A 19956-nucleotide genomic window follows, 5' to 3' on the forward strand; every position below is an offset into this window, starting at 1 on the left:
ACGGCGCTTACCTTGTTTCATCCGCACGTAGCGCAGCAATGACATTTTCCATGCCGGCACTACGCGACCCTTTCACCAATAGCGTGGTGTTAGGCGGCAGAGTATTAATAACATGACGCACTAGCGTCTCGTGGTCGTCAAAATGCAGCCCGCGACCGAAGGCTTCACTTGCTGAACGGGCGGCCTCGCCATAGGTCAGTAAGGTGTCGATACCCAATGACGCTGCGTAACGACCAATTTCAGCATGCAGGGCATGCGACTCGCAGCCCAATTCCCCCATGGCGCCAAGCGCGCACCAGCGAGGCGTAGGAAAGTTTACTAATGCATCCAAAGCCGCTTTTACCGCACCAGGGTTTGCGTTGTAGGTATCGTCCAACAAGGTTGTGTTGCGCACGCCTGGTACGATGCTTAAGCGCCCTGACAGCGAGGAGAGTTCAGACAGCCCCGCCGCCACTTGCTCTGGCGCAACACCTAACGTAAGAGCCGCCGCAGCGGCTGCCAAAGCGTTACTCACATTATGCTTACCAATCAACGGGAGCCTTACGTTTCCTACTATTTGCCCACGCTCAACAAGCGTAAAAGCATACCGTCCGAAAGAGTCGCAGGAAAGTGCCGACGCGTGAACGTCCGCATCGCCATGTAAGCCATAGCTTACAATTCTCTTATCTCCTGCACAGGCCGCCCAAAACTCAAAATAGCGGTCATCACGGTTTAGCACTGCAGTACCGCTTTCCGCTAGCCCCGTTAATATTTCACTTTTAGCTTGGGCTATTTGTCCCATACCACCAAATTCTCCAACGTGCGCCCCTGTCACATTGGTAATAATGACAACATTTGGGGAGGCCAGTTGACTGGTCCAGGCAATTTCGCCCAAATGGTTTGCACCCAGCTCAATCACGCCTACCTGATGGTGCGTTGTTAAACGTAGCAACGTTAGCGGCGCACCAATGTCATTATTTAAGTTTCCTTCAGTAGCAAGCACATGGCCTAAGGGTGAAAGAAGTGAAGCCGTCATCTCTTTCACCGTTGTCTTACCACTATTACCAGTGACCGCTACCAGTGGTAGATCGCAGTGCTGTCGCCAAGCCCGCGCTAGCAAGCCAAGCCCTAAGCGTGTGTCGGCGCAGACCAATTGGGGCAGCAAGCTACTGACTGGGCGTTCAACCAAAGCGGCCACAGCACCTTTCTCAAGCGCCTGTTCAACAAAATCATGACCATCAAAACGCGGCCCCTTCAAAGCCACAAATAGACAACCAGGAACGATATGGCGCGTATCGGTGATTACCGCTGTCACCGATAACTCGTATAAGGCTTGGGGAAGTGAAAGCTTTAGCGCTGAGGCAATACTAGCTAACGACCAGTTCATCACATGACAGCCCTAAGTTTGAAAGCTTTTAACACTTGTTCGCTATCTTGGTAATCGTGACGAACGCCGCCGATATGTTGATAGGACTCATGCCCCTTTCCTGCCACTAAAATAACGTCTTGTGTATCGGCATGCTGAACCGCATGCCAGATCGCTTGGCTACGATCACCTATTTCCATAAATTCAGCTGCAGCAGAAAAACCCGACACAATTTGTTGGCGAATTTGTTCAGCAGACTCATTACGCGGATTATCATCAGTAACAATCACATAATCAGCCCGCCGCTCCGCCACAGCAGCCATCTCGGTACGCTTACCCGCATCACGCTCACCACCACAACCAAACAAACACCATAACTTCCCAGTGCTCCCTAAATGCTCTTTCAACGCGTCGAGGGCATTAGATAATGCATCCGGCGTGTGGGCATAATCGATAACAACACTGGGCGCATTAGCCTCGCGGTATAGCGCCATGCGTCCAGGGACAGGTTCCAACTCAGCTGCTAATTCAAACAATTGGTCTAATGGTTCGCCCAACCCATAGAGCACACTCATAGCTAGCAACACATTGTCTAGATTAAACCGTCCCATCAAACTTAAATTAAGCGCTTTTTCACCTTCAGGCGTAGCAATAAGCGCCTGCTGGCCGTGTTCGTGTGGATGCCAATCTAGCACGCGAAGCGTTACAGCCTCATCACTGCCCACCGCCAAAACACGCACGCCACTATCACACCCTGCCAGCATCAGTCTCGCAAGAGGGTCATCCGCATTGACAACAGCAAGCACCAGCTCAGAGCGACGAAACAGCTTCGCTTTTGCAGCGGCATAAGCCATCATGCTGCCATGATAATCAAGATGATCGCGAGTTAGGTTGGTAAACACCCCTGCTGTGACGTTTACAGCATCTAAACGACGTTGTTCAAGGGCGTGCGAAGAGGCTTCAAGCGCAACACGTGTTACCCCTTGATGTGCTAGGTCAGCCAAAATTTCTTGCATTGCCAATGAGCCCGGCGTGGTAAGACCTGTATCGACCAGTTGACCAAGGCGACCAACACCTAATGTCCCTATTACCCCAGCGGGTTGGCCAAGCAACTCACTTAACGCTGCAATGTAATGCGTAACCGAGCTTTTTCCATTGGTGCCAGTTACCCCTATTACCTGGAGGTCATTGGGAACACCAAATAGCGCGCGACCCAGCTCACCAAGCCGGATGGATAGGTGTGGCAAATAGAGTATGCCTCCCTCTAGTGTAACGCGGCCTTCTTTTGCATGCGCTAATACAAGCGAAGCACCTGCCGCCAGCGCTTGGTCAACAAATTCATAACCATCACGCTGGCTTCCTGGGATAGCCACGAACACATCGCCCATCGCCAACTTACGCGTATCAGTTACTAAGCGAAGCTGTTCCGGCAATATAGGCATCGGCTCAGGCAACACGGCATTAGGCCACACCTGCTTTAACGCTACCCATAACCTCTCTGGGGTCAACTTCATGCAATCTCCTTAATGCTACTCGACCTCATGATCAGGTGGCACGTCCAGCAAACGTAGGGCATTACCTGTAACGCTAGAGAACACCGGGGCAGCTACTGCCCCACCATAAAACTGGCCAGCCCGAGGGTGATCAATCATAACAACAGTAACAATACGCGGGTCAGAAATAGGGGCAATACCAGCAAACACACTCCGATAGGCATCGGTCGAATAGCCCTGCTGTCCCGTTTTGCGAACAGTTCCTGTTTTACCGCCCACGCGATAACCTTCAACCCGGGCGCGACGTCCGCCAGAATAGGCACCCACTGACGTTTCTAAAATATCCAACAGATCGTTGGCAACACTTGGTGATATAGCGGGAATGCCTTGGGGTGGCTCAGACAATCTAAGCAGTGACGGGGGCAGACGTTCGCCATTATTCGCCAACGCGGTATAGGCACTGGCAAGCTGCAGCGCAGACACCGACAACCCATACCCATAAGAAAAGGCTGCTCGCTCACTTCGCGACCAACGCACCGGAGCTGGTAAACTTCCGGTAGATTCCCCAGGAAAACCAGTACCAGGGCTTTGCCCCAAACCAAGCTGATTATATTTTTCCCAAATGGCAGTATCGCTGAGCTGCAACGCAAGACGAGACATACCAATATTCGAAGATTTCTCAAGAATCCCTGCTAAATCAAGCTCGCCGTAATTACGGATATCTCGAATAGTGAACTGATCAATGCGCATCCACCCAGGCGAGGTGTCCACCACGACATTTCGATTCACAACACCACTTTCAAGAATCGCCGCCATTGCTAACGGTTTCATCACCGAGCCAGGCTCAAATACGTCAACCAACGCTTGATTCCGCAGCCCTCGTGGGTCGAGCCCCGCTCGATTATTGGGGTTATAGGAAGGTAAATTAGCCATTGCCAACACTTCACCGGAACGCGCATCAAGCATAACAAGCACTCCCCCATCCGCCTCATGTTCCGCGACGGCAGCGCGCAGTTCTCGATACGCCATATACTGAATGCGCTGATCAATCGCCAACGTCAGCTCACCACCAGGTTGTGCCTCACGAATTACACCCAGCTCGCGAACTAATCGACCTCGTCGATCTTTAATAACGCGGCGCTGACCCGGTCGGCCAGCTAAATAGGGCTGATAAGCAAGCTCCAAGCCCTCTTGACCAACATCGTCAACATTCGTCACCCCCAATAATTGCGCTGCCACCTCGCCTGCTGGGTAGTACCGCTTATATTCACGCTGGGGATAAACACCAGGAACACGTAGGTCTAGAACACGCTGAGCTGCCTCTGGTGTCATTTGACGGCGCAGATACATAAACTCTCGGTTACTAAAACGAGCAACACGTGATTCAAAATCGTCTAACGAAAGGCCTAGGGCTTGGGCTAACATTAATCGCTGGATAACATCAGTGGGCAGCTCTTGTGGATTTGCCCAAAGCGTCACAACAGGAGTAGAGATAGCCAGTGGCTCACCATTGCGGTCAGTAATCATACCGCGGTGCGCCGATATTGCTTCATGGCGAAGCGTTCGGGCATCACCCTGACTTTGTAAGAAAGGCCGGTCGATCACCTGAAGTAGAGTAATTCGGCCAATAAGGATGACCGAAGCCAACCCAACAATAATAAGAATAAACAAAAAACGACCGCCAGCTAATGGCGGCGCGATAGGCATTTGACGGGATATCCCTCCCCGGCGCTCATGCTTCATGGTCGGATTACCTCGACGTCATTCACATCGGGAATACGCATTTCAAGCCGTTCCGTAGCAATTTGTTCTATGCGGGCCGGGGTAGACCACGCTCCCTCCTCCAACAGCAACTGCCCCCACTCTGTCTGCAGCTGGTTTTTTTCCTGTTCTAATTGCTGTAATTGCGCATATTGAACTCGCGTCATATGCGTCGTAGCAACCACGAAACCACCGGTCACAACACACGCCATAAACAGTACAACAAGGATAACCGGCCAAGCGCGCAAACGTAGCTTAAAAGGCCATTCGGTGCGCAGCGTTGACGCCCAACGCTCAATCCGATCCATGCTCATGATCACACTCGTTTACGGGCGGCTCGCATGACGGCACTGCGCGCCCGGGGGTTAGCGTCTACCTCTTCATCACTTGGGCGCATTCCTTTACCCAAAGCTTCAAGACGGCGATTTAGCTGATCATCGCGAATTGGCACGCCCCGTGGCAAGTGCGTATCACCACGAACGTGATGGCGAATGAAACGTTTTACACGACGATCTTCAAGCGAGTGGAAACTAATTACCACCAGATGACCGCCAGGTGCTAGCGCTTCTAAGGCCCCTTCAAGGGCTGCATCAAGCTGATCCAACTCACCATTTAAATAAATACGCAGCCCCTGAAACGCTTTGGTAGCGGGGTGACGCCCCTTTTCCCAAGCAGGGTGAGCCGTCTTTAAGACGTCTGCCAGATCAACGGTGTGCGTAAAAGGCTTTTCTATACGCCGCGCAACAACCGCACGCGCTAGGCGTTTCGCGTAGCGCTCTTCTCCATAAAGTTTGAACACATTGGCAATGTCTGCTTCGCTAGCACGGGCTAAAAACGCAGCAGCACTCTCTCCTTGCGTTGGATCCATACGCATATCAAGAGGCCCATTGCGCATAAAACTAAAGCCACGCTCTGGGTCATCCAACTGTGGAGAAGAAACACCAATATCTAACAGTACACCTGAAAGTTTTCCGTAAACCCCTTGCTCTTGCGCATACTCGGCTAAACGTGCGAACTCACGCTGGGTGATTTCAAAGCGAGGGTCTTGGATGTCTTCAGCAGCAGCGATAGCTTGAGGGTCACGGTCCATAGCCATTAAACGGCCCTGATCACTCAAACGCGAAAGAATAACGCGAGAGTGACCACCTCTCCCAAACGTACCATCTAAATAGATACCGTCGGGATTATGAACAAGTGTATCTACCGCCCCTTCTAATAAAACGCTGGTATGGCGAAAATGGGAAGCAACCTGGTCAGCGTCAGGAGAAGGCATGTTAATCTCACACAATGTTAAGAAAGATGCGCACGGCACATCTTTTATGGAAATGGGGAGTCGGCCGATAAGCCGGGTTCTGTCGTGGACAGTCATTCCTCTAGGCGCTGCGTCACCACAGCGCTCAAGCAACCTACCCGGACCCAGCGCGGGCCACGCCATTGGGTCCCTATTTGGTCTTGCTCCGAGTGGGGTTTACCATGCCACGCACTGTTGCCAGGCGCGCGGTGCGCTCTTACCGCACCCTTTCACCCTTACCGGCCTCGAAAGGCTTAGGCGGTCTACTCTCTGCTGCACTTTCCGTCGGCTTACGCCGCCCAGGCGTTACCTGGCACTCTGCCCTATGGAGCCCGGACTTTCCTCCCCTAAACGCCTTTACAAGCAATTTAGCGGCGACTGTCTGGCCAACTCCGGCGGCAAGCATACCAGTGCCATGCCGTTGCCTCAATCCTCACCTTTCAATGCTTGCAATCTTGCATACCACTCTTGCTTACGACCACCTAACATTTTGGCAGCAACCGCAGCTCCCTGCTTAACGCCCACGCCCTCTCTTAGCAATGCGTTAAGCAGGACTTCCGCAGTTATGGACTGCTCATCACTTTGAACGACAGGCGGTGCCCCAGCGATCATTACGACAAACTCCCCTCGGCTCTGATTCGGGTCTTGCTTAAGCTGACTAAGTAATGATGACGGCGAACCCTGCAAAAAAGTTTCATAAGTTTTGGTTAATTCTCTTGCCAAAACAACCGCCCTTTCAGGCATTTGCTCACACAACGATTCAAGCGTATGTTCAATACGATGAGGGGACTCGTAGAAAACCAGCGTTTCTTCACGCGCCTGCCATTTCTCAAGTGCTTGCCGTCGTGCGCTTGGCTTGGATGGCAAAAAACCACCAAACGTAAATCGATCAGTAGGCAACCCAGCCGCTGACAGCGCACTAATCAGTGCACAAGGCCCTGGAAGCGGCACAATATCGCGCCCCCTTAGTCGCAATTCCCTAACCAACACGAATCCGGGGTCGCATATCAGCGGCGTTCCCGCATCGCTGATTAAAGCAATATTTTCCCCTGCCATTAGGTAACTATCCAACGTATCGACTCGCCGCGCTTCATTATGCTCATGCAAAGAAAGCATCGGCGTATTAATGCCTAAATGCGCTAACAAGCGGCTGCTGTGACGTGTATCCTCAGCAGCAATGCGCGATACTTCTGCTAATACCCGTGCAGCACGTGGCGACAAGTCTTCCAAATTCCCAATTGGCGTGGCAACCACGTACAATGTGCCCGGATGTTGGTGTGTCATCGTGACTCCCGATTTGTTAATAGCCGACACTGACGGTGCGCTATGCTTGTGCAATGGTGAATTTATCTGCTCGCTAAGCGACGACAGCGCAAATGAAAACTAAGGAAGGATACATGAAACAGTCGATACGTGGATTTCTAGCCACTGCCTTCATGGCGCTTCTAATCACAGGGTGTGCTATGCAGCCCCCAAGCGTAGTTGACCGCGTCCCGGATCAGGATGCCAGTCAACTGCTTAGTCAAGCGGAGCAGCAAGCCCCAGAGCAAGCCGCCAAAACTCGACTGGAAGCAGCAAACATACTTGCTAGGCAGGGACAACGCGAAGACGCGTTTGACGCCGCTGATGCGATAGATGAAAGCATGCTTACGGAATCAGACCGGGTACGCTGGGCAATGCTTTTCTCTGAACTTGCTCGTAGCCTAGACAACCCCCGCGCGGTACTTCGCGCGACCCAAGTGCTTGATGACGAACTTCCTATGCAAGCTAATCAACAGAATACACTTGCAGAGCGCCAGCAATGGGCACGTCAAGCACTAGACCAAGCAGAGCCTGCGAAAGCGTCTATCCCTGAATTAGAGGGTGTCGACATACAGCGTATTGCAGTGGCACTGCCTGAATCTGGCCCACTAAGTAGCGTAGCTAACGCCATTGCTTCTGCCATGCGCCGTCATCACGACCTCAGCGGCAAAAATGTACAGCTTACTTTTATTGATGCCTCCCAATACTCTCTCGATGAAATTTACCAACGTGCCGAACAAATGAATGCCCAGCTTTTGATTGGCCCAATTGATAAAGATCAAGTCACTCAACTTGAGCAGCGCAATAGCGTGCCGCTACCTACGCTGGCACTAAACTATGGCAACAGTGCCAACAATCAAGCACCTCAGCTCCTTCAGTATGGTTTATCTGCTGAAGATGAAGCTCGCCAAGCAGCTCGCAGAGCCTTTCAGGACGGCCATCGCCAAATGTCCATCATGGTGCCCGACAATGCCTGGGGTAGACGCGTAGGCGAAGCTTTCTGGAATGAATGGCAAAGCCAGGGCGGCGAAATTACCAACGCTGTCCGCTATGATCCTAATAGCGCCGTGGCTAACGCGGTAAAAACAGCCTTAAATGTGAGCGGAGAGCGCGCCCGTCTTGGGAATATCGATGCACTATTTCTACTTGCCCTCCCTGAGTATGCGCGTCAAGTACCTCCCACCATGGACTATTATTACGCCCCTAACCTTCCGATTTATGCTACCTCCCATTTACATGAAGGGCGTTTACAGACTCGCTTGGATCAAGACTTAAATGATGTAATGTTTATCGATATACCCTGGCAAATCCCTGATGCTGCGGTAGGTGGCGAAGAAGCACTGCCCTTTTATTCGACTTATGCAGAGCTTCGCAACGAATCAGACGCTTCAATGTTCCGCCTGATGGCAATGGGTGTAGATGCTTACGAACTTGGCATTCGCCTATCAGACCTGTCGGCCCTTGATGGCATGAATGGAAGCACTGGCACTCTCCGCTTATCTGGTGATGGCAGGGTTTCTCGAGAATTACCATGGGCCAAGTTCCAAAATGGTGTGCCTTCGCCCATTTTGATTCCGGGCCTGCTGAACGATGCCCAATAACCCTCAGAATTCCAATACACCTCAGACGGCACGATTACGAGGTGCAGCCATTGAGCAACAAGCCGCTCAATGGCTGCAACGACATGGTTTAATACTTGTCGCTAGCAACCACCATGTTAAAGGTGGTGAGCTAGACCTAGTCATGAGAGATCGAGATATATTGGTCTTTATTGAGGTAAAACATCGCACCACCACTCGGTACGGTCACCCATTAGAGACGGTCACACCACAAAAGCGAAATCGCTTAATACGAGCAGCCAAGCTGTATATCGCTCGGCATGCTATTTCCAGTCCCTGCCGTTTTGATATTCTAGCAATTACAGGCACGTCGCCCGCACTTGAATTTCAATGGGAAAAGGCTGCCTTTGATGCTTACTGATACATTTACTAGGAAGCCCTAATGGACTTTCAATCACGCATACTTGATCACTTTAACGCCAGCATAGACACCAAGACATATGCCAGCGAAGTGCTGCCGCCTTTTATCGAGGTCGCTAGCCAAATGATGGTTCAGTGCTTAGTTAACGAGGGTAAAGTGCTTGCCTGTGGCAATGGTGGCAGCGCAGGTGATAGCCAACACTTTTCATCAGAGCTATTAAATCGCTTTGAACGCGAGCGCCCCAGCTTACCCGCGCTAGCCTTGACTACCGACACCTCAACACTTACCTCCATCGCAAACGACTACAGTTACAATGAAGTATTTTCCAAGCAGATCAGAGCACTAGGTCAGCCTGGCGATGTTTTACTAGCCATCTCCACCAGTGGCAACTCGGCTAATATTGTTCAAGCTATCCAAGCCGCCCACGACCGCGATATGACAGTGGTCGCACTAACCGGCAGAGATGGCGGCAATATGGCGTCACTACTTGGTCAGGATGACTGTGAGATTCGCGTCCCTGCGACATCAACTGCCCGCATCCAAGAAGTACACCTGCTCGTTATCCACTGTTTATGTGATTTAATTGACGAACAGCTTTTCGGTAGTACTGACTAAGTGGATAGGATCAAAGTGGCAGAAGGCCCACCCAACAACCACGAAAGGAGTCACCCTTATGGCCCTGCGTTATTTTTCACAAAAGATGATTGCCGTTGCGATTGTCAGCACTATTTTTCTTGCTGGATGTGCCAACAATGCTGCCTCTAACCCTTCTAATTATGGTCAGCGTAGCAGCGATGTTGAAGCAGTTGATGCAACCATTGAGCGCGAAACTGAGCGTGCCCTGGCGCGCTCAGATGCTCGGTTAAGAGACGCGCGCATCAAAGCGCACAGCTATAACGGTTCATTGCTTCTTGTGGGCCAAGTGCCGAGCGAAGAGCTGCGCAAAAAGGCAGGCGAAGTAGCAGAGTCTCTCCGTGGCGTCAGCCAAGTGCATAACGAATTAAGCATTGCAGCCAACTTACCTGCCGGCCAACGCTTAACAGATACTTGGCTCACTACCAATGTTATTAGCCAGCTCGCTACGAATGATCGTATCGACTCATCAAAATTGAAAGTGACTACAGAAAATGCAAATGTGTACCTGATGGGTATGGTGACACGCGAGGAAGGTGACCGAATTGTTAATGCCGTATCTTCTGTAGGCGGCATTCAACGTATTGTTAAAGTATTTGATTATATTGATTAAGTAGTACGGCCAACAAAAAAGCCTCGCTTAAGGCAAACCACCAAAGCGAGGCTTTTTGCTGTTAGACTGCAACCACCGACAACGAAGCTAATCGGCTTGCTTACTTGACTACCCTCAGCGTCGGCTTCTTCGTCGCTTTACCAGACGCCTGCGTAGACGTCTTGCCCTCGTTCTCAGGCAGCACTGGCTCTGTTACCGTTAACTCAGGCTTAGACGACTCACCAAGTGAATCAGACAAGTCATCACCTAACTCCGTGTCGTCAAACTCTGCTGCATCCAACTCAGGCTCATGACCAAACACCATGCCAGCACCATTTTCACGGGCGTAAATCGCAATAAGCGCTGGCGTTGGGATCATTACCTGCATCGGCTGACCACTGAAACGTGCACTAAAACCAATCGCTTGATTTTCCATAAACAGATCACGTACAGCGGTAGGCGCAACGTTTAATACAATTTGTCCATTTTGAACAAATTGACGAGGCACTTCTACGCCTGGCTGAGTAGCATCTACCACCACATACGGGGTCAGTTCGTTATCTAATAGCCACTCATAAAGCGCTCTAGCGAGATAGGGACGGCTCGATTTCATAAGGCTTCCCCCTCCTAACAAGTAAGCCTCCTTGCCAAATTAAGGAAAAGAGGCAGTATGAATTCAAGCGCGCATCTCTTTTTCACGCTCGTTTAAAGATGCTTTAAACGCTTCACGTTCGAACACACGTGACATATAGCTTAGTAGTGGCTTTACCTGCTTTTCAGGCAGCTCAATATTCAGCTCAGGCAAACGCCACAAAATAGGCGCTAGACAGCAATCTACAAGCGTAAATTCTTCGCTCATAAAATAGGGCATATCTTCAAAGATGGGCGAAATGCCAATAAGGCTTTCACGCAGCTCTTTACGCGCCTTTTCCGCTTCTTTTTTACCACCTGTGCGTATTTGCTCCAGCATCGGGCACCATTCGCGCTCAATACGGTGCATCCATAAACGGCTTTGCGCTCTCGCCACCGGATAAACAGGCAACAGCGGAGGATGAGGGAAACGCTCATCCAGATATTCCATCATCACTTTAGACTCGTAGAGTACCAAGTCACGATCCAGCAGCGTTGGCACGCTGTTATACGGGTTGAGGTCAGCCAACTCTTCCGGCGGCCGCTCATCGCTGACATCAACGATATCAACCGCCACTCCCTTTTCAGCCAGAACAATGCGCACACGATGACTGAAATGATCATCATTACCCGAGTAAAAGATCATCGACGACCGCTTGGCCACAACACCCATGAAAGCATCCTCACATCAAAACAATCATTGATCATAACATGCCAGAGCTAGCTTATGGGAAGCTAACCCGCTTTGCTTTACGCATGGCTAGATAAACAAAAGGCGCACGGCTTACGCCGTGCGCCCGACATGCCTGTCATCACTTGATCGTTAGTGAACGTCTCGCCAGTACTCACGCTTGAGTAGGTAAGCAATTACACCAAAGATAAAGATGAAGATCAGCACTTTTGGAGCCAATGCCTGCGCGTGGAGCTTAGACGGCTCACCAACGTAAGCAAGGAAGTTCGTCAGGTCATAAACCGCTTCCTCAAACTCCGCAGGCTCCATTGAGCCTGGCTGGGTAACTTGCAGCACGTCACAAGACTGGTACTTACCCGATAAAGGATCTGGTGACTGGCCTGCCACCGGCTGATCCGTTTCCGAACAAACCATTTCCTGAACACCCTGGAGCGGCTCTAACACATTCGGCATAGCGACCAGCTCATACACTGTGTTATTGACGCCCAACGGACGACTGGGGTCTTTATAGAACCCCAACAGGTAAGAATAAACCCAGTCGGTACCGCGCAGACGAGTTTCCAGCGTCAGATCGGGCGGCGGAGCGCCGAACCAAGACTCGGCGTCGCCACGATCCATTGCAATGTGCATCTGGTCGTTAAACGCAAGATCAGAGGAAAAAATAAGGTTCTCTTCCACCAGCTCCTGGGGAATACCTAAATCCTCTGCAGCACGCGCGAACCGCTGATGCTCTAGCGAATGACACCCCATGCAGTAATTGACATAGAGCTTCATGCCGTTTTGCAAAGATGCTTGGTCCTGAAGATCAGGGTCCATGCTGTGAGCTACGCTCACGCCACCCGCCGACATCGCCGTTACTGGCACTAACGCGAAGAGCAGTGCAAATAGTTGTTTTTTCATTAGCCAGTCACCCTTTCCGGAACGGGTTTAGTCTTCTCCAGCTTGGTGTAGAACGGCATCAGCAGGAAGAAGGCGAAGTAAATGGCTGTACAGACCTGCGCCAGAAGGGTCCGCCCCTCTGTCGATGGCAGCACGCCCAATACACCCAGAATGACGAAACTAATCGCAAACAACAGCAACATAACTTTGGACATCCAGCCCTTGTAGCGCATAGAGCGGACCGGGCTACGGTCAAGCCAAGGCAGAACAAAAAGAACGGCGATTGCGCCACCCATGAAGAGAACGCCAAGGAACTTAGCATCTAACCCAAACAGCGAGAACGTAATGGCACGCAAAATCGCGTAGAAAGGCGTGAAATACCACACTGGAGCGATGTGATCAGGCGTTTTCAGCGGGTTAGCAGGCTCAAAGTTCGGTTTCTCAATGAAGTAGCCACCCCCTTCCGGGAAGTAGAAAACAACCACACAGAACACAAACAGGAAGATTGCAATACCCACCAAATCCTTCACGGTGTAGTACGGATGGAAGGCAATACCATCCAGCGGCTTACCGGTCTCATCTTTCTTCTGCTTGATGTCGATACCGTCTGGATTATTCGAACCCACTTCGTGAAGCGCAATAATGTGCAGCACGACAAGAGCCAAAATAACAATGGGCAATGCAACAACATGAAGCGCAAAGAAGCGGTTCAACGTAATACCGGAAATCAGGAAATCACCACGCACCCACTGGGCAAGGTCAGGACCGATACCTGGAATCGCAGAGAACAGCGAAATAATAACCTGGGCACCCCAATATGACATTTGTCCCCATGGCAGCAGATAACCCATAAAGGCTTCTGCCATCAAGGCGAGATAGATGGTCATACCGAAGATCCATACTAGCTCTCGCGGCGCTTTGTACGAACCATACAAAAGACCACGGAACATATGCATGTAAATAACCACAAAGAAGGCAGAGGCGCCGGTGGTATGCATATAACGGATCAACCAGCCCCACTCCACATCACGCATGATGTATTCAACGGAGGCAAACGCACCTTCTGCTGAAGGGTTGTAGCTCATTGTTAGCCACACACCCGTCAGGATTTGGTTCACCAGCACCAGCAATGCCAGGACGCCAAACAAGTAGAAGAAGTTGAAATTCTTCGGTGCATAGTACTTCGTGAGATGATCTTGCATCATCTGCGTGGCAGGAAAGCGGTCATCCACCCAGCGCATGATACCGCTTTCTGCTTTGGCCTTATCTGGATTACCCATTATGCAGCCTCCTCGTCTTCGCCTACCACGATGATATCATCGCTTTCAAAACGGTAAGGCGGAACTTCAAGGTTAGTCGGCGCAGGGACGTTGGTGTACACACGACCGGCTAAGTCAAAGCGAGAACCATGACATGGGCAGAAGAAACCACCCGGCCAATTATCCACCCCTACCCCTTCGGCATCCGGCTCAGGCCGAAACAGCGGGGAACACCCCAAATGCGTACAGATACCAATCAGCACACCTATCTCTGGCTTGATAGAGCGTAACCCACCTTGGATATAGGCAGGCTGCTGAGGCACTTCGGAATCAGGGTCAGCAAGACTGCCTGGATCTAAGGCTTCGGTTCGCTCGATCATCTCAGGCGTACGATTAATAATCCAAATCGGCCGTCCACGCCACTCGACGGTCATGCGCTGTCCAGGTTCAAGCTTCGATATATCTGCTTGAACTGGCGCACCTGCCGCCCTTGCCTTGGCACTAGGCTGCCAAGAAGCCACAAAGGGGACCGCAACCCCGACAGCACCCACCGCCCCAACAACGGAGGTGGCGCCCACGAGGAAACGGCGCCGACCTTTGTTTACGCCGTTATCTGCCATTTCTGGTTTCTCCCATCAGCTTACCCGTTCCGCCGCAAAGGCGTCTTGCGGCGACGAATATCAAATACGCTCTATGTTAAAAAAACAAAGCGCTCTGCACAAGAACAACTGCCCGTGACCATGGTGGTATAAGCGTTATAATTTTTTGATATTCCAACAAAAAACGCCCAGGTCGTTGACCTGGGCGTTTTTGCCGCATAGCGTAAAATTAACGCTTAGAGAACTGCGGACGACGACGCGCTTTACGCAGACCGACTTTCTTACGCTCAACTTGGCGAGCGTCACGAGTTACGTAACCCGCAGCGCGCAAGGTCGGGCGCAGATCTTCATTGTAGTTCATCAGGGCACGAGTGATACCGTGACGAATAGCACCTGCTTGGGAGGAGCCGCCGCCGCCAGCAACAGTGACAAATATGTCAAACTGGTTCAGCGTCTCAGTCAACTCAAGCGGCTGACGAACAACCATACGACCAGTAACACGACCAAAATAAAGGTCAAGGTCTTGGTTGTTGACAGTAATTTTGCCAGAGCCCGGCTTCATAAACACGCGAGCGGTGGAAGTCTTGCGGCGCCCGGTACCGTAATACTGCTGTGTCATGGCGAAGATTTCCTCAGATGTTCAGTTCAAGCGGCTGTTGGGCAGCATGCGGATGCTCGGCACCGGCGTACACTTTCAACTTGGAGTACATGGCGCGACCCAAAGGACCTTTCGGCAACATACCTTTAACGGCAGACTCAATGATGCGCTCAGGCGCATGATCAAGCATTTTGTCGAATGTCATAGAGCGCAGACCGCCCGGGTAACCAGTGTGACGATAATAGGTTTTAGCCTTCGCCTTGTTACCGGTTACATGGACTTTTTCAGCATTGATAACGACGATGTAGTCGCCAGTGTCAACGTGAGGAGTAAATTCGGGCTTATGCTTGCCACGCAGGCGGCGAGCAATCTCGGTTGCCAGACGACCGAGCGTTTTGTCCGTAGCGTCGACTACATACCAGTCGCGCTGGACGGACTGCGGCTTAGCACTGAACGTCTTCATGGATGAAATCACCAGATTAAGTGTATTGGGTAACTTACACCGCTAAATAAGCGATGAAGCACCATCCCTATTTTTTTTGGTTGCCAGAAAAACCCAAGCAACATGTAGCGAGGCGGCATTCTACAGCAAGCGCGGCAGCAAGTTAAGTGCCGCCGTCGTTTTTTATTAGTATCGCTGACTCGTAGTGATGTTGTTGCAAACAACATTTTTACCGACACCATGTTTAACGGCAGTCTGATTGAACCCCAGAGGCCTGCTTGCCAGTTTATGGCTTATGACTTATGGCTTATGGCTTATGGCTTATGGCTTATGGCTTATGGCTTATGGCTTATGAGGTAATGCTAAATACTCTTTAGACTGCATCTCCTGCAAACGCGACAAAGTTCGCTGAAATTCAAATGTAAGCTTTCCATCGCTATATAGTGCTTCAACCGCTACCTCTGCCGACATCAACAGCTTAACCCCGCGATCATAAAACTCATCGACCATATTAATAAACCTTCGAGCCTGGTCGTCTGTCTTTGCATTCATCTGAATAACGTTAGAAACCAAAACCGTGTGGAATTCTCTGGCAAGCTCTATGTAATCATTCTGGCTACGCGGCCCATCACACAGCTCAGCGAACTCAAACCATGCCACGTCATCATGCAGACGGCGCGTCTTCAAAACGCGATGATTAATTTCTAGAGGCGCACCTTCTTCACCCTCATTGCCAGCTATTTCGCAAAAGCTTCTGCTCAACTCCCGCTCTGCCGCCTCATCAAGCGGCGCATGAAAAATTTCCGCCCGCTCCAAAGCACGCAAACGGTAGTCAACACCCGAGTCGACATTAACGACCTCACAGTGGCGGTTAACTAGCTCTATAGCAGGAACAAATCTTGCACGCTGCAACCCATCTTTATAAAGGTCATCAGGTATGATGTTTGATGTCGCTACTAATACCACCCCACGCTCAAACAACGCCTCAAGTAAATTAGCCAGAATCATTGCATCAGTAATGTCTTTAACAAAAAACTCATCAAAGCAGATGACACGCGCTTCAGCAGCAAACTTCCCGGCAATCAGCGTTAGAGGGTTCTTTTCACCTTTGTAATGCGTTAACTCATTATGAACACGCTGCATGAAACGATGAAAGTGGGTACGCATTTTCTCAGGAAAAGGAAGAGCTTCGTAGAAGGTATCAACCAGATACGTTTTACCACGCCCCACTCCACCCCAAAAATAAAGCCCCTTCACTTCGGGTAGCGCTGGCTCACCTGAGCTGGCCTTTTTACCAAGTAGACCAGCCATTTTAGCTTTCAACCCTTTGCTAGCAATAACGGCTTTAGGAGCGACAGCAGGCGTAGCCAGTAACTCATCGTACAGACGCTGAAGATGCTTAACCGCTTGCTCTTGGGCTGGGTCATACTGAAAGTCGTCGCGCTTTAGGTCTTCTTGATACCGTGCAAAAGGCGTTAATCGGCTCGCCTGCTCACTGTATTGACGTGCAGATAATGATGACATCAATTCGCTCCCACAGCGCACATCTCGAACGACGCTGTATCACTGCAAGGACACAGCTTGCTCAAATAAAAAAGAAAATATTATACGCTGCTTAACGACTGAGCGCATGAGCGGATTGACCCAACCGACGGATACGCGCCTATAATGGTCAAGTTTTGTTAAGTTGTCTGTTAAGCTATCTGTTAAGTTTCGCCATGCAGCTGGTGGCACGCATCACCTATAGGGAGAAAACTGTGGAAGCAAGCTCGCCATTCACTTTTGCAATTATCGGTCTTATTATTGGGTTTGCTATTGGCCTGGTCTGCTATCGCTTATTTAGCAAAGGTCAGCGTGACCATGCCACCTTAAAGCAAGCACTGCTTGAACGTGAGCATCAAATAGCCGAGTTAAAAAAAGGCATGGGAAGTCATCTCTCTGGCATCCAACGACATTTAATTAATCTTCGCCATGAAGCTGATCAGTTAGAGCAGCACATTGAGAAAGAAGCTGCTGAGTGGAAGCTTGGAACAAGCTTTACAGCGACAACCACCCAGAACAGCTCAATGACTACCACTGGTAGCGAAAGCGATGTTAATACGCCTCGTGACTATGCAGACGGCAAAAGTGGCACGCTGTCTGAAGACTTTGGCTTAAAGGATAGTCAGAAAGATACTGATTCAAACAAAGCACAACCACCTCGTTATTAATAACACCTAACGAGGCCAATGCCTTTGAAAGCATCCGCACAGTAAGCTAATGCGGATGCTGGATACAAGCTCCTAGGCTGGGTTGTCGATGTCGACAAAGCGATGTATTACGCCATACTCGCTCGCTAACCATTCGCCCAGCGCCTGAACACCAAATCGCTCAGTCGCGTGATGTCCTGCAGCAATGTAGTGAATTCCCATCTCTCTAGCCAAATGCGTCGTGCGCTCTGATATCTCACCAGACACAAACATTTGCGCCCCAGCTTCATACGCCGCTGTAATCATATCTTGAGCACCACCGGTGCACCAGGCAATACGCTCTACAGGGCCAGCGTCAGGCGCCTCGATAACTAAAGGCGTGCGATAAAGCACTGAGGCTAATTGAGCGCCTACTTCACTTACGCTCAGCGGCTCCGCCAATCGACCAGACCACAACAGACCCTCGCCAATCTCACCGTCAATGCAACCTTCGACCTTCCAGCCCAGACGCTTTGCCAGCTCGGCATTATTGCCAAACTCTGCATGTGCATCTAATGGCAAGTGATAAGCAAGTAAACTCATTTCGTTATCAAGCAGCGTTTTAATTCGCCTCTTCTTCATTCCGGTAATAGCGACTGGCTCATTTTTCCAGAAATATCCATGGTGTACTAATACCATATCTGCTTGCCAAGATACTGCCTCCTCTAGCAACGCCTGGCAGGCCGTCACGCCCGACATTACTCGCTTTACGGTATCCCTCCCTTCTACCTGAAGGCCGTTAACGGTAAAGTCTTTAAATTGCGATGATCGCAGCTGATGATCACAGGCGGCTACTAATTGGTCGCGATGAATCACACTGACTCCTTAAAGCGATTAACAGGCTGTCGTGAGGAACGTCTCAATAAAGTGTTACGATAGCGCTATTGTAAATCTCGCTTCGCGTTATCGCGAACCTCGCGACTATTTTAGACTATCATCCGCTGAGGAAACTTCGCATGCACCGCTCTGTGCTGCCCTATATATGGCCAATCATCACCGGGCTATTGCTCGCCGCATTGGTGTTACTTGCCTTTCCAGAATATTTACCTAACCCATTTCGACAAACGCCACCAGCAACCGTCGAACCCCCCTCCCCACTGGTGCCTACCCGTGGTGAACCGGCAGCAAACCGACCAGCTCCTGAAATACGGCAAGCGGAACCACTTAACCGTAACCAAGGGCCTGCCAGTTATTCAAACGCGGTGAATCAAGCGGCACCAGCCGTCGTCAACATATACTCCTCGCGCATTGTTGAGCGCGACCAGCACCCATTGATGTCTGACCCATTTTTCCAGCAGTTTTTCAGCGGCGACGATGCTACCACCCACCAGCGAATGCTATCGAGCCTGGGTTCTGGTGTTATCGTCAGCCAGGACGGCTACGTGTTGACCAATCATCATGTTATTAATGGCGCTGACCAAATACAGGTAGCACTTCGCGATGGTCGGGAAACACTTGCCGAGGTAATTGGCACTGATCCAGAAAGCGATCTTGCTGTTTTACGCATTGTTCTCGATGATTTACCAGTGATTGAGCTTGCTGACTCTGAACAGGTGGCCGTGGGTGATGTAGCACTCGCTATCGGCAACCCTTTCGGTGTTGGGCAAACCGTGACGATGGGTATTATTAGCGCCACAGGACGTAGCCACTTAGGCTTAAATGCCTATGAAGACTTCATTCAGACAGATGCAGCAATAAACCCGGGCAACTCCGGGGGAGCATTAGTTAATCCTGACGGCGCTTTAGTGGGCATTAATACGGCTATCTTCTCACGATCAGGGGGATCACAAGGGATTGGCTTCGCGATTCCAGCCAACCTTGCCCACAGCATTTTGAACGAACTTGTAACTCGCGGTCGCGTCATCCGCGGCTGGTTAGGCATAGAAGCACAAGCGCTTTCCCGCGAGCTAGCCGCATCATTTGGACTAAGAACTCCACAAGGAGTTATTGTCGCCGGCGTCGTGAAAGATGGGCCAGCGGCCAAGGCAGGCTTACAGCCGGGTGATGTACTCCTATCTATTGACGGCCAAGTGATTTTGGATGCGCGCGCTACAATGAGCGATATCGCCTCCATCCCACCAGGCACGGAACTACCGCTAACGGTAGTGCGAGGCGGCGAGCGCATGGACATAACACTAGAGGTGGGTGAACGGCCTGTGCCCACTAATGCTACGTCTGGAGGGCATCAGAGCGACTCGTAAGCCGCTCTGATGTAAATCAACGCCTGTACAAG

The 19956-nt window shown here is 50.9% G+C and carries 21 protein-coding genes and 1 other RNA gene; 6 read left to right on the forward strand and 16 right to left on the reverse strand.

The genetic code is table 11. The features are described from left to right. Nucleotides 1-7 precede the first annotated feature (7 nt). The 7 genes from K1Y77_RS10075 to rsmI form a co-directional block, all read right to left on the reverse strand. Nucleotides 8-1366: a UDP-N-acetylmuramoyl-tripeptide--D-alanyl-D-alanine ligase gene (locus K1Y77_RS10075; RefSeq protein WP_264428288.1), complete on the reverse strand. Its 1359-nt coding sequence runs from the start codon at nt 1364-1366 to the stop codon at nt 8-10. Then, nucleotides 1366-2859: a UDP-N-acetylmuramoyl-L-alanyl-D-glutamate--2,6-diaminopimelate ligase gene (locus K1Y77_RS10080; RefSeq protein ID WP_264428290.1), complete on the reverse strand. Its 1494-nt coding sequence runs from the start codon at nt 2857-2859 to the stop codon at nt 1366-1368. The genes K1Y77_RS10075 and K1Y77_RS10080 overlap by 1 nt, the downstream gene beginning before the upstream one ends. Nucleotides 2860-2874: 15 nt before the next feature. After that, nucleotides 2875-4581 carry a peptidoglycan D,D-transpeptidase FtsI family protein gene (locus tag K1Y77_RS10085; protein WP_030072342.1) on the reverse strand — a complete coding sequence of 569 codons (1707 nt, stop codon included), beginning with the start codon at nt 4579-4581 and terminating at the stop codon, nt 2875-2877. Then, nucleotides 4578-4913 (reverse strand): cell division protein FtsL, encoded by a 336-nt coding sequence (gene ftsL, locus K1Y77_RS10090; protein ID WP_030072340.1) that lies wholly within the window; start codon nt 4911-4913, stop codon nt 4578-4580. Before ftsL ends, K1Y77_RS10085 begins: the two co-directional genes overlap by 4 nt. A 2-nt stretch (nt 4914-4915) precedes the next feature. Then, complete coding sequence (gene rsmH, locus K1Y77_RS10095) at nt 4916-5872, reverse strand: 16S rRNA (cytosine(1402)-N(4))-methyltransferase RsmH (protein ID WP_030072338.1); 957 nt, start codon at nt 5870-5872, stop codon at nt 4916-4918. 52 nt (nt 5873-5924) lie between these two features. Next, an RNA gene (gene rnpB / locus K1Y77_RS10100) (RNase P RNA component class A) lies at nt 5925-6284 on the reverse strand. 32 nt (nt 6285-6316) lie between these two features. Continuing rightward, entirely contained in the window at nt 6317-7174 is an 858-nt protein-coding gene (rsmI, locus tag K1Y77_RS10105) for a 16S rRNA (cytidine(1402)-2'-O)-methyltransferase (RefSeq protein WP_264428293.1), read from the reverse strand. A 113-nt stretch (nt 7175-7287) separates the two neighbouring features. Here rsmI and K1Y77_RS10110 point away from each other — a divergent pair, with 113 nt between their 5' ends. Genes K1Y77_RS10110 through K1Y77_RS10125 form a run of 4 tightly spaced genes read left to right on the forward strand, consistent with a single transcriptional unit; the run spans nt 7288 to nt 10418 of the window. Continuing rightward, a complete protein-coding gene (locus K1Y77_RS10110; protein ID WP_030072331.1) occupies nt 7288-8793 on the forward strand; it encodes a penicillin-binding protein activator in 1506 nt (501 codons plus the stop codon). Next, on the forward strand, nt 8783-9172 hold the full coding sequence (locus tag K1Y77_RS10115; protein ID WP_030072329.1) for a YraN family protein: 390 nt from the start codon (nt 8783-8785) through the stop codon (nt 9170-9172). The genes K1Y77_RS10110 and K1Y77_RS10115 overlap by 11 nt, the downstream gene beginning before the upstream one ends. Before the next feature lie 21 nt (nt 9173-9193). Next, nucleotides 9194-9787, forward strand: a complete 594-nt coding sequence (locus K1Y77_RS10120; protein WP_030072327.1) for a phosphoheptose isomerase — start codon at nt 9194-9196, stop codon at nt 9785-9787. A gap of 58 nt (nt 9788-9845) precedes the next feature. Next, nucleotides 9846-10418, forward strand: coding sequence for a BON domain-containing protein (locus tag K1Y77_RS10125; protein ID WP_030072325.1), 573 nt, complete (start codon nt 9846-9848; stop codon nt 10416-10418). Nucleotides 10419-10518: 100 nt separating this feature from the next. Here the strand turns inward: K1Y77_RS10125 and K1Y77_RS10130 are convergent, their stop codons facing one another. From K1Y77_RS10130 to zapE, 8 genes are all read right to left on the reverse strand, one after another. Further along, a complete protein-coding gene (locus K1Y77_RS10130; RefSeq protein ID WP_264428298.1) occupies nt 10519-11010 on the reverse strand; it encodes a ClpXP protease specificity-enhancing factor in 492 nt (163 codons plus the stop codon). Nucleotides 11011-11073: 63 nt separating this feature from the next. Continuing rightward, a complete protein-coding gene (gene sspA, locus K1Y77_RS10135; protein ID WP_009721998.1) occupies nt 11074-11700 on the reverse strand; it encodes a stringent starvation protein SspA in 627 nt (208 codons plus the stop codon). Nucleotides 11701-11850: 150 nt separating this feature from the next. Further along, on the reverse strand, nt 11851-12618 hold the full coding sequence (locus tag K1Y77_RS10140; RefSeq protein ID WP_264018088.1) for a cytochrome c1: 768 nt from the start codon (nt 12616-12618) through the stop codon (nt 11851-11853). Continuing rightward, complete coding sequence (locus K1Y77_RS10145; RefSeq protein ID WP_030072319.1) at nt 12618-13877, reverse strand: cytochrome b; 1260 nt, start codon at nt 13875-13877, stop codon at nt 12618-12620. Before K1Y77_RS10145 ends, K1Y77_RS10140 begins: the two co-directional genes overlap by 1 nt. Then, a complete protein-coding gene (petA, locus tag K1Y77_RS10150; protein WP_030072317.1) occupies nt 13877-14476 on the reverse strand; it encodes a ubiquinol-cytochrome c reductase iron-sulfur subunit in 600 nt (199 codons plus the stop codon). Before petA ends, K1Y77_RS10145 begins: the two co-directional genes overlap by 1 nt. Nucleotides 14477-14684: 208 nt before the next feature. Next, nucleotides 14685-15074: a 30S ribosomal protein S9 gene (rpsI, locus tag K1Y77_RS10155; protein WP_030072315.1), complete on the reverse strand. Its 390-nt coding sequence runs from the start codon at nt 15072-15074 to the stop codon at nt 14685-14687. 13 nt (nt 15075-15087) lie between these two features. Further along, on the reverse strand, nt 15088-15516 hold the full coding sequence (gene rplM / locus K1Y77_RS10160; RefSeq protein ID WP_009721993.1) for a 50S ribosomal protein L13: 429 nt from the start codon (nt 15514-15516) through the stop codon (nt 15088-15090). A gap of 321 nt (nt 15517-15837) precedes the next feature. Continuing rightward, the gene (gene zapE, locus K1Y77_RS10165; protein WP_030072312.1) at nt 15838-17019 is read right to left on the reverse strand and encodes a cell division protein ZapE; all 1182 of its coding nucleotides are present in this window, start codon (nt 17017-17019) and stop codon (nt 15838-15840) included. 233 nt (nt 17020-17252) lie between these two features. On the opposite strand from zapE, the gene K1Y77_RS10170 reads away from it, so the two are divergent. Continuing rightward, nucleotides 17253-17705, forward strand: coding sequence for a YhcB family protein (locus K1Y77_RS10170; RefSeq protein WP_264428304.1), 453 nt, complete (start codon nt 17253-17255; stop codon nt 17703-17705). A gap of 72 nt (nt 17706-17777) precedes the next feature. Here the strand turns inward: K1Y77_RS10170 and K1Y77_RS10175 are convergent, their stop codons facing one another. Beyond that, a complete protein-coding gene (locus K1Y77_RS10175; protein ID WP_030072309.1) occupies nt 17778-18539 on the reverse strand; it encodes a Nif3-like dinuclear metal center hexameric protein in 762 nt (253 codons plus the stop codon). A gap of 140 nt (nt 18540-18679) precedes the next feature. On the opposite strand from K1Y77_RS10175, the gene K1Y77_RS10180 reads away from it, so the two are divergent. Beyond that, nucleotides 18680-19924, forward strand: coding sequence for a Do family serine endopeptidase (locus tag K1Y77_RS10180; protein ID WP_030072308.1), 1245 nt, complete (start codon nt 18680-18682; stop codon nt 19922-19924). The last annotated feature ends 32 nt before the right edge of the window (nt 19925-19956 follow it).

It is taken from the genome of Halomonas qaidamensis (assembly GCF_025917315.1).
In the GTDB taxonomy this organism is placed as follows: Bacteria; Pseudomonadota; Gammaproteobacteria; order Pseudomonadales; family Halomonadaceae; genus Vreelandella; species Vreelandella qaidamensis.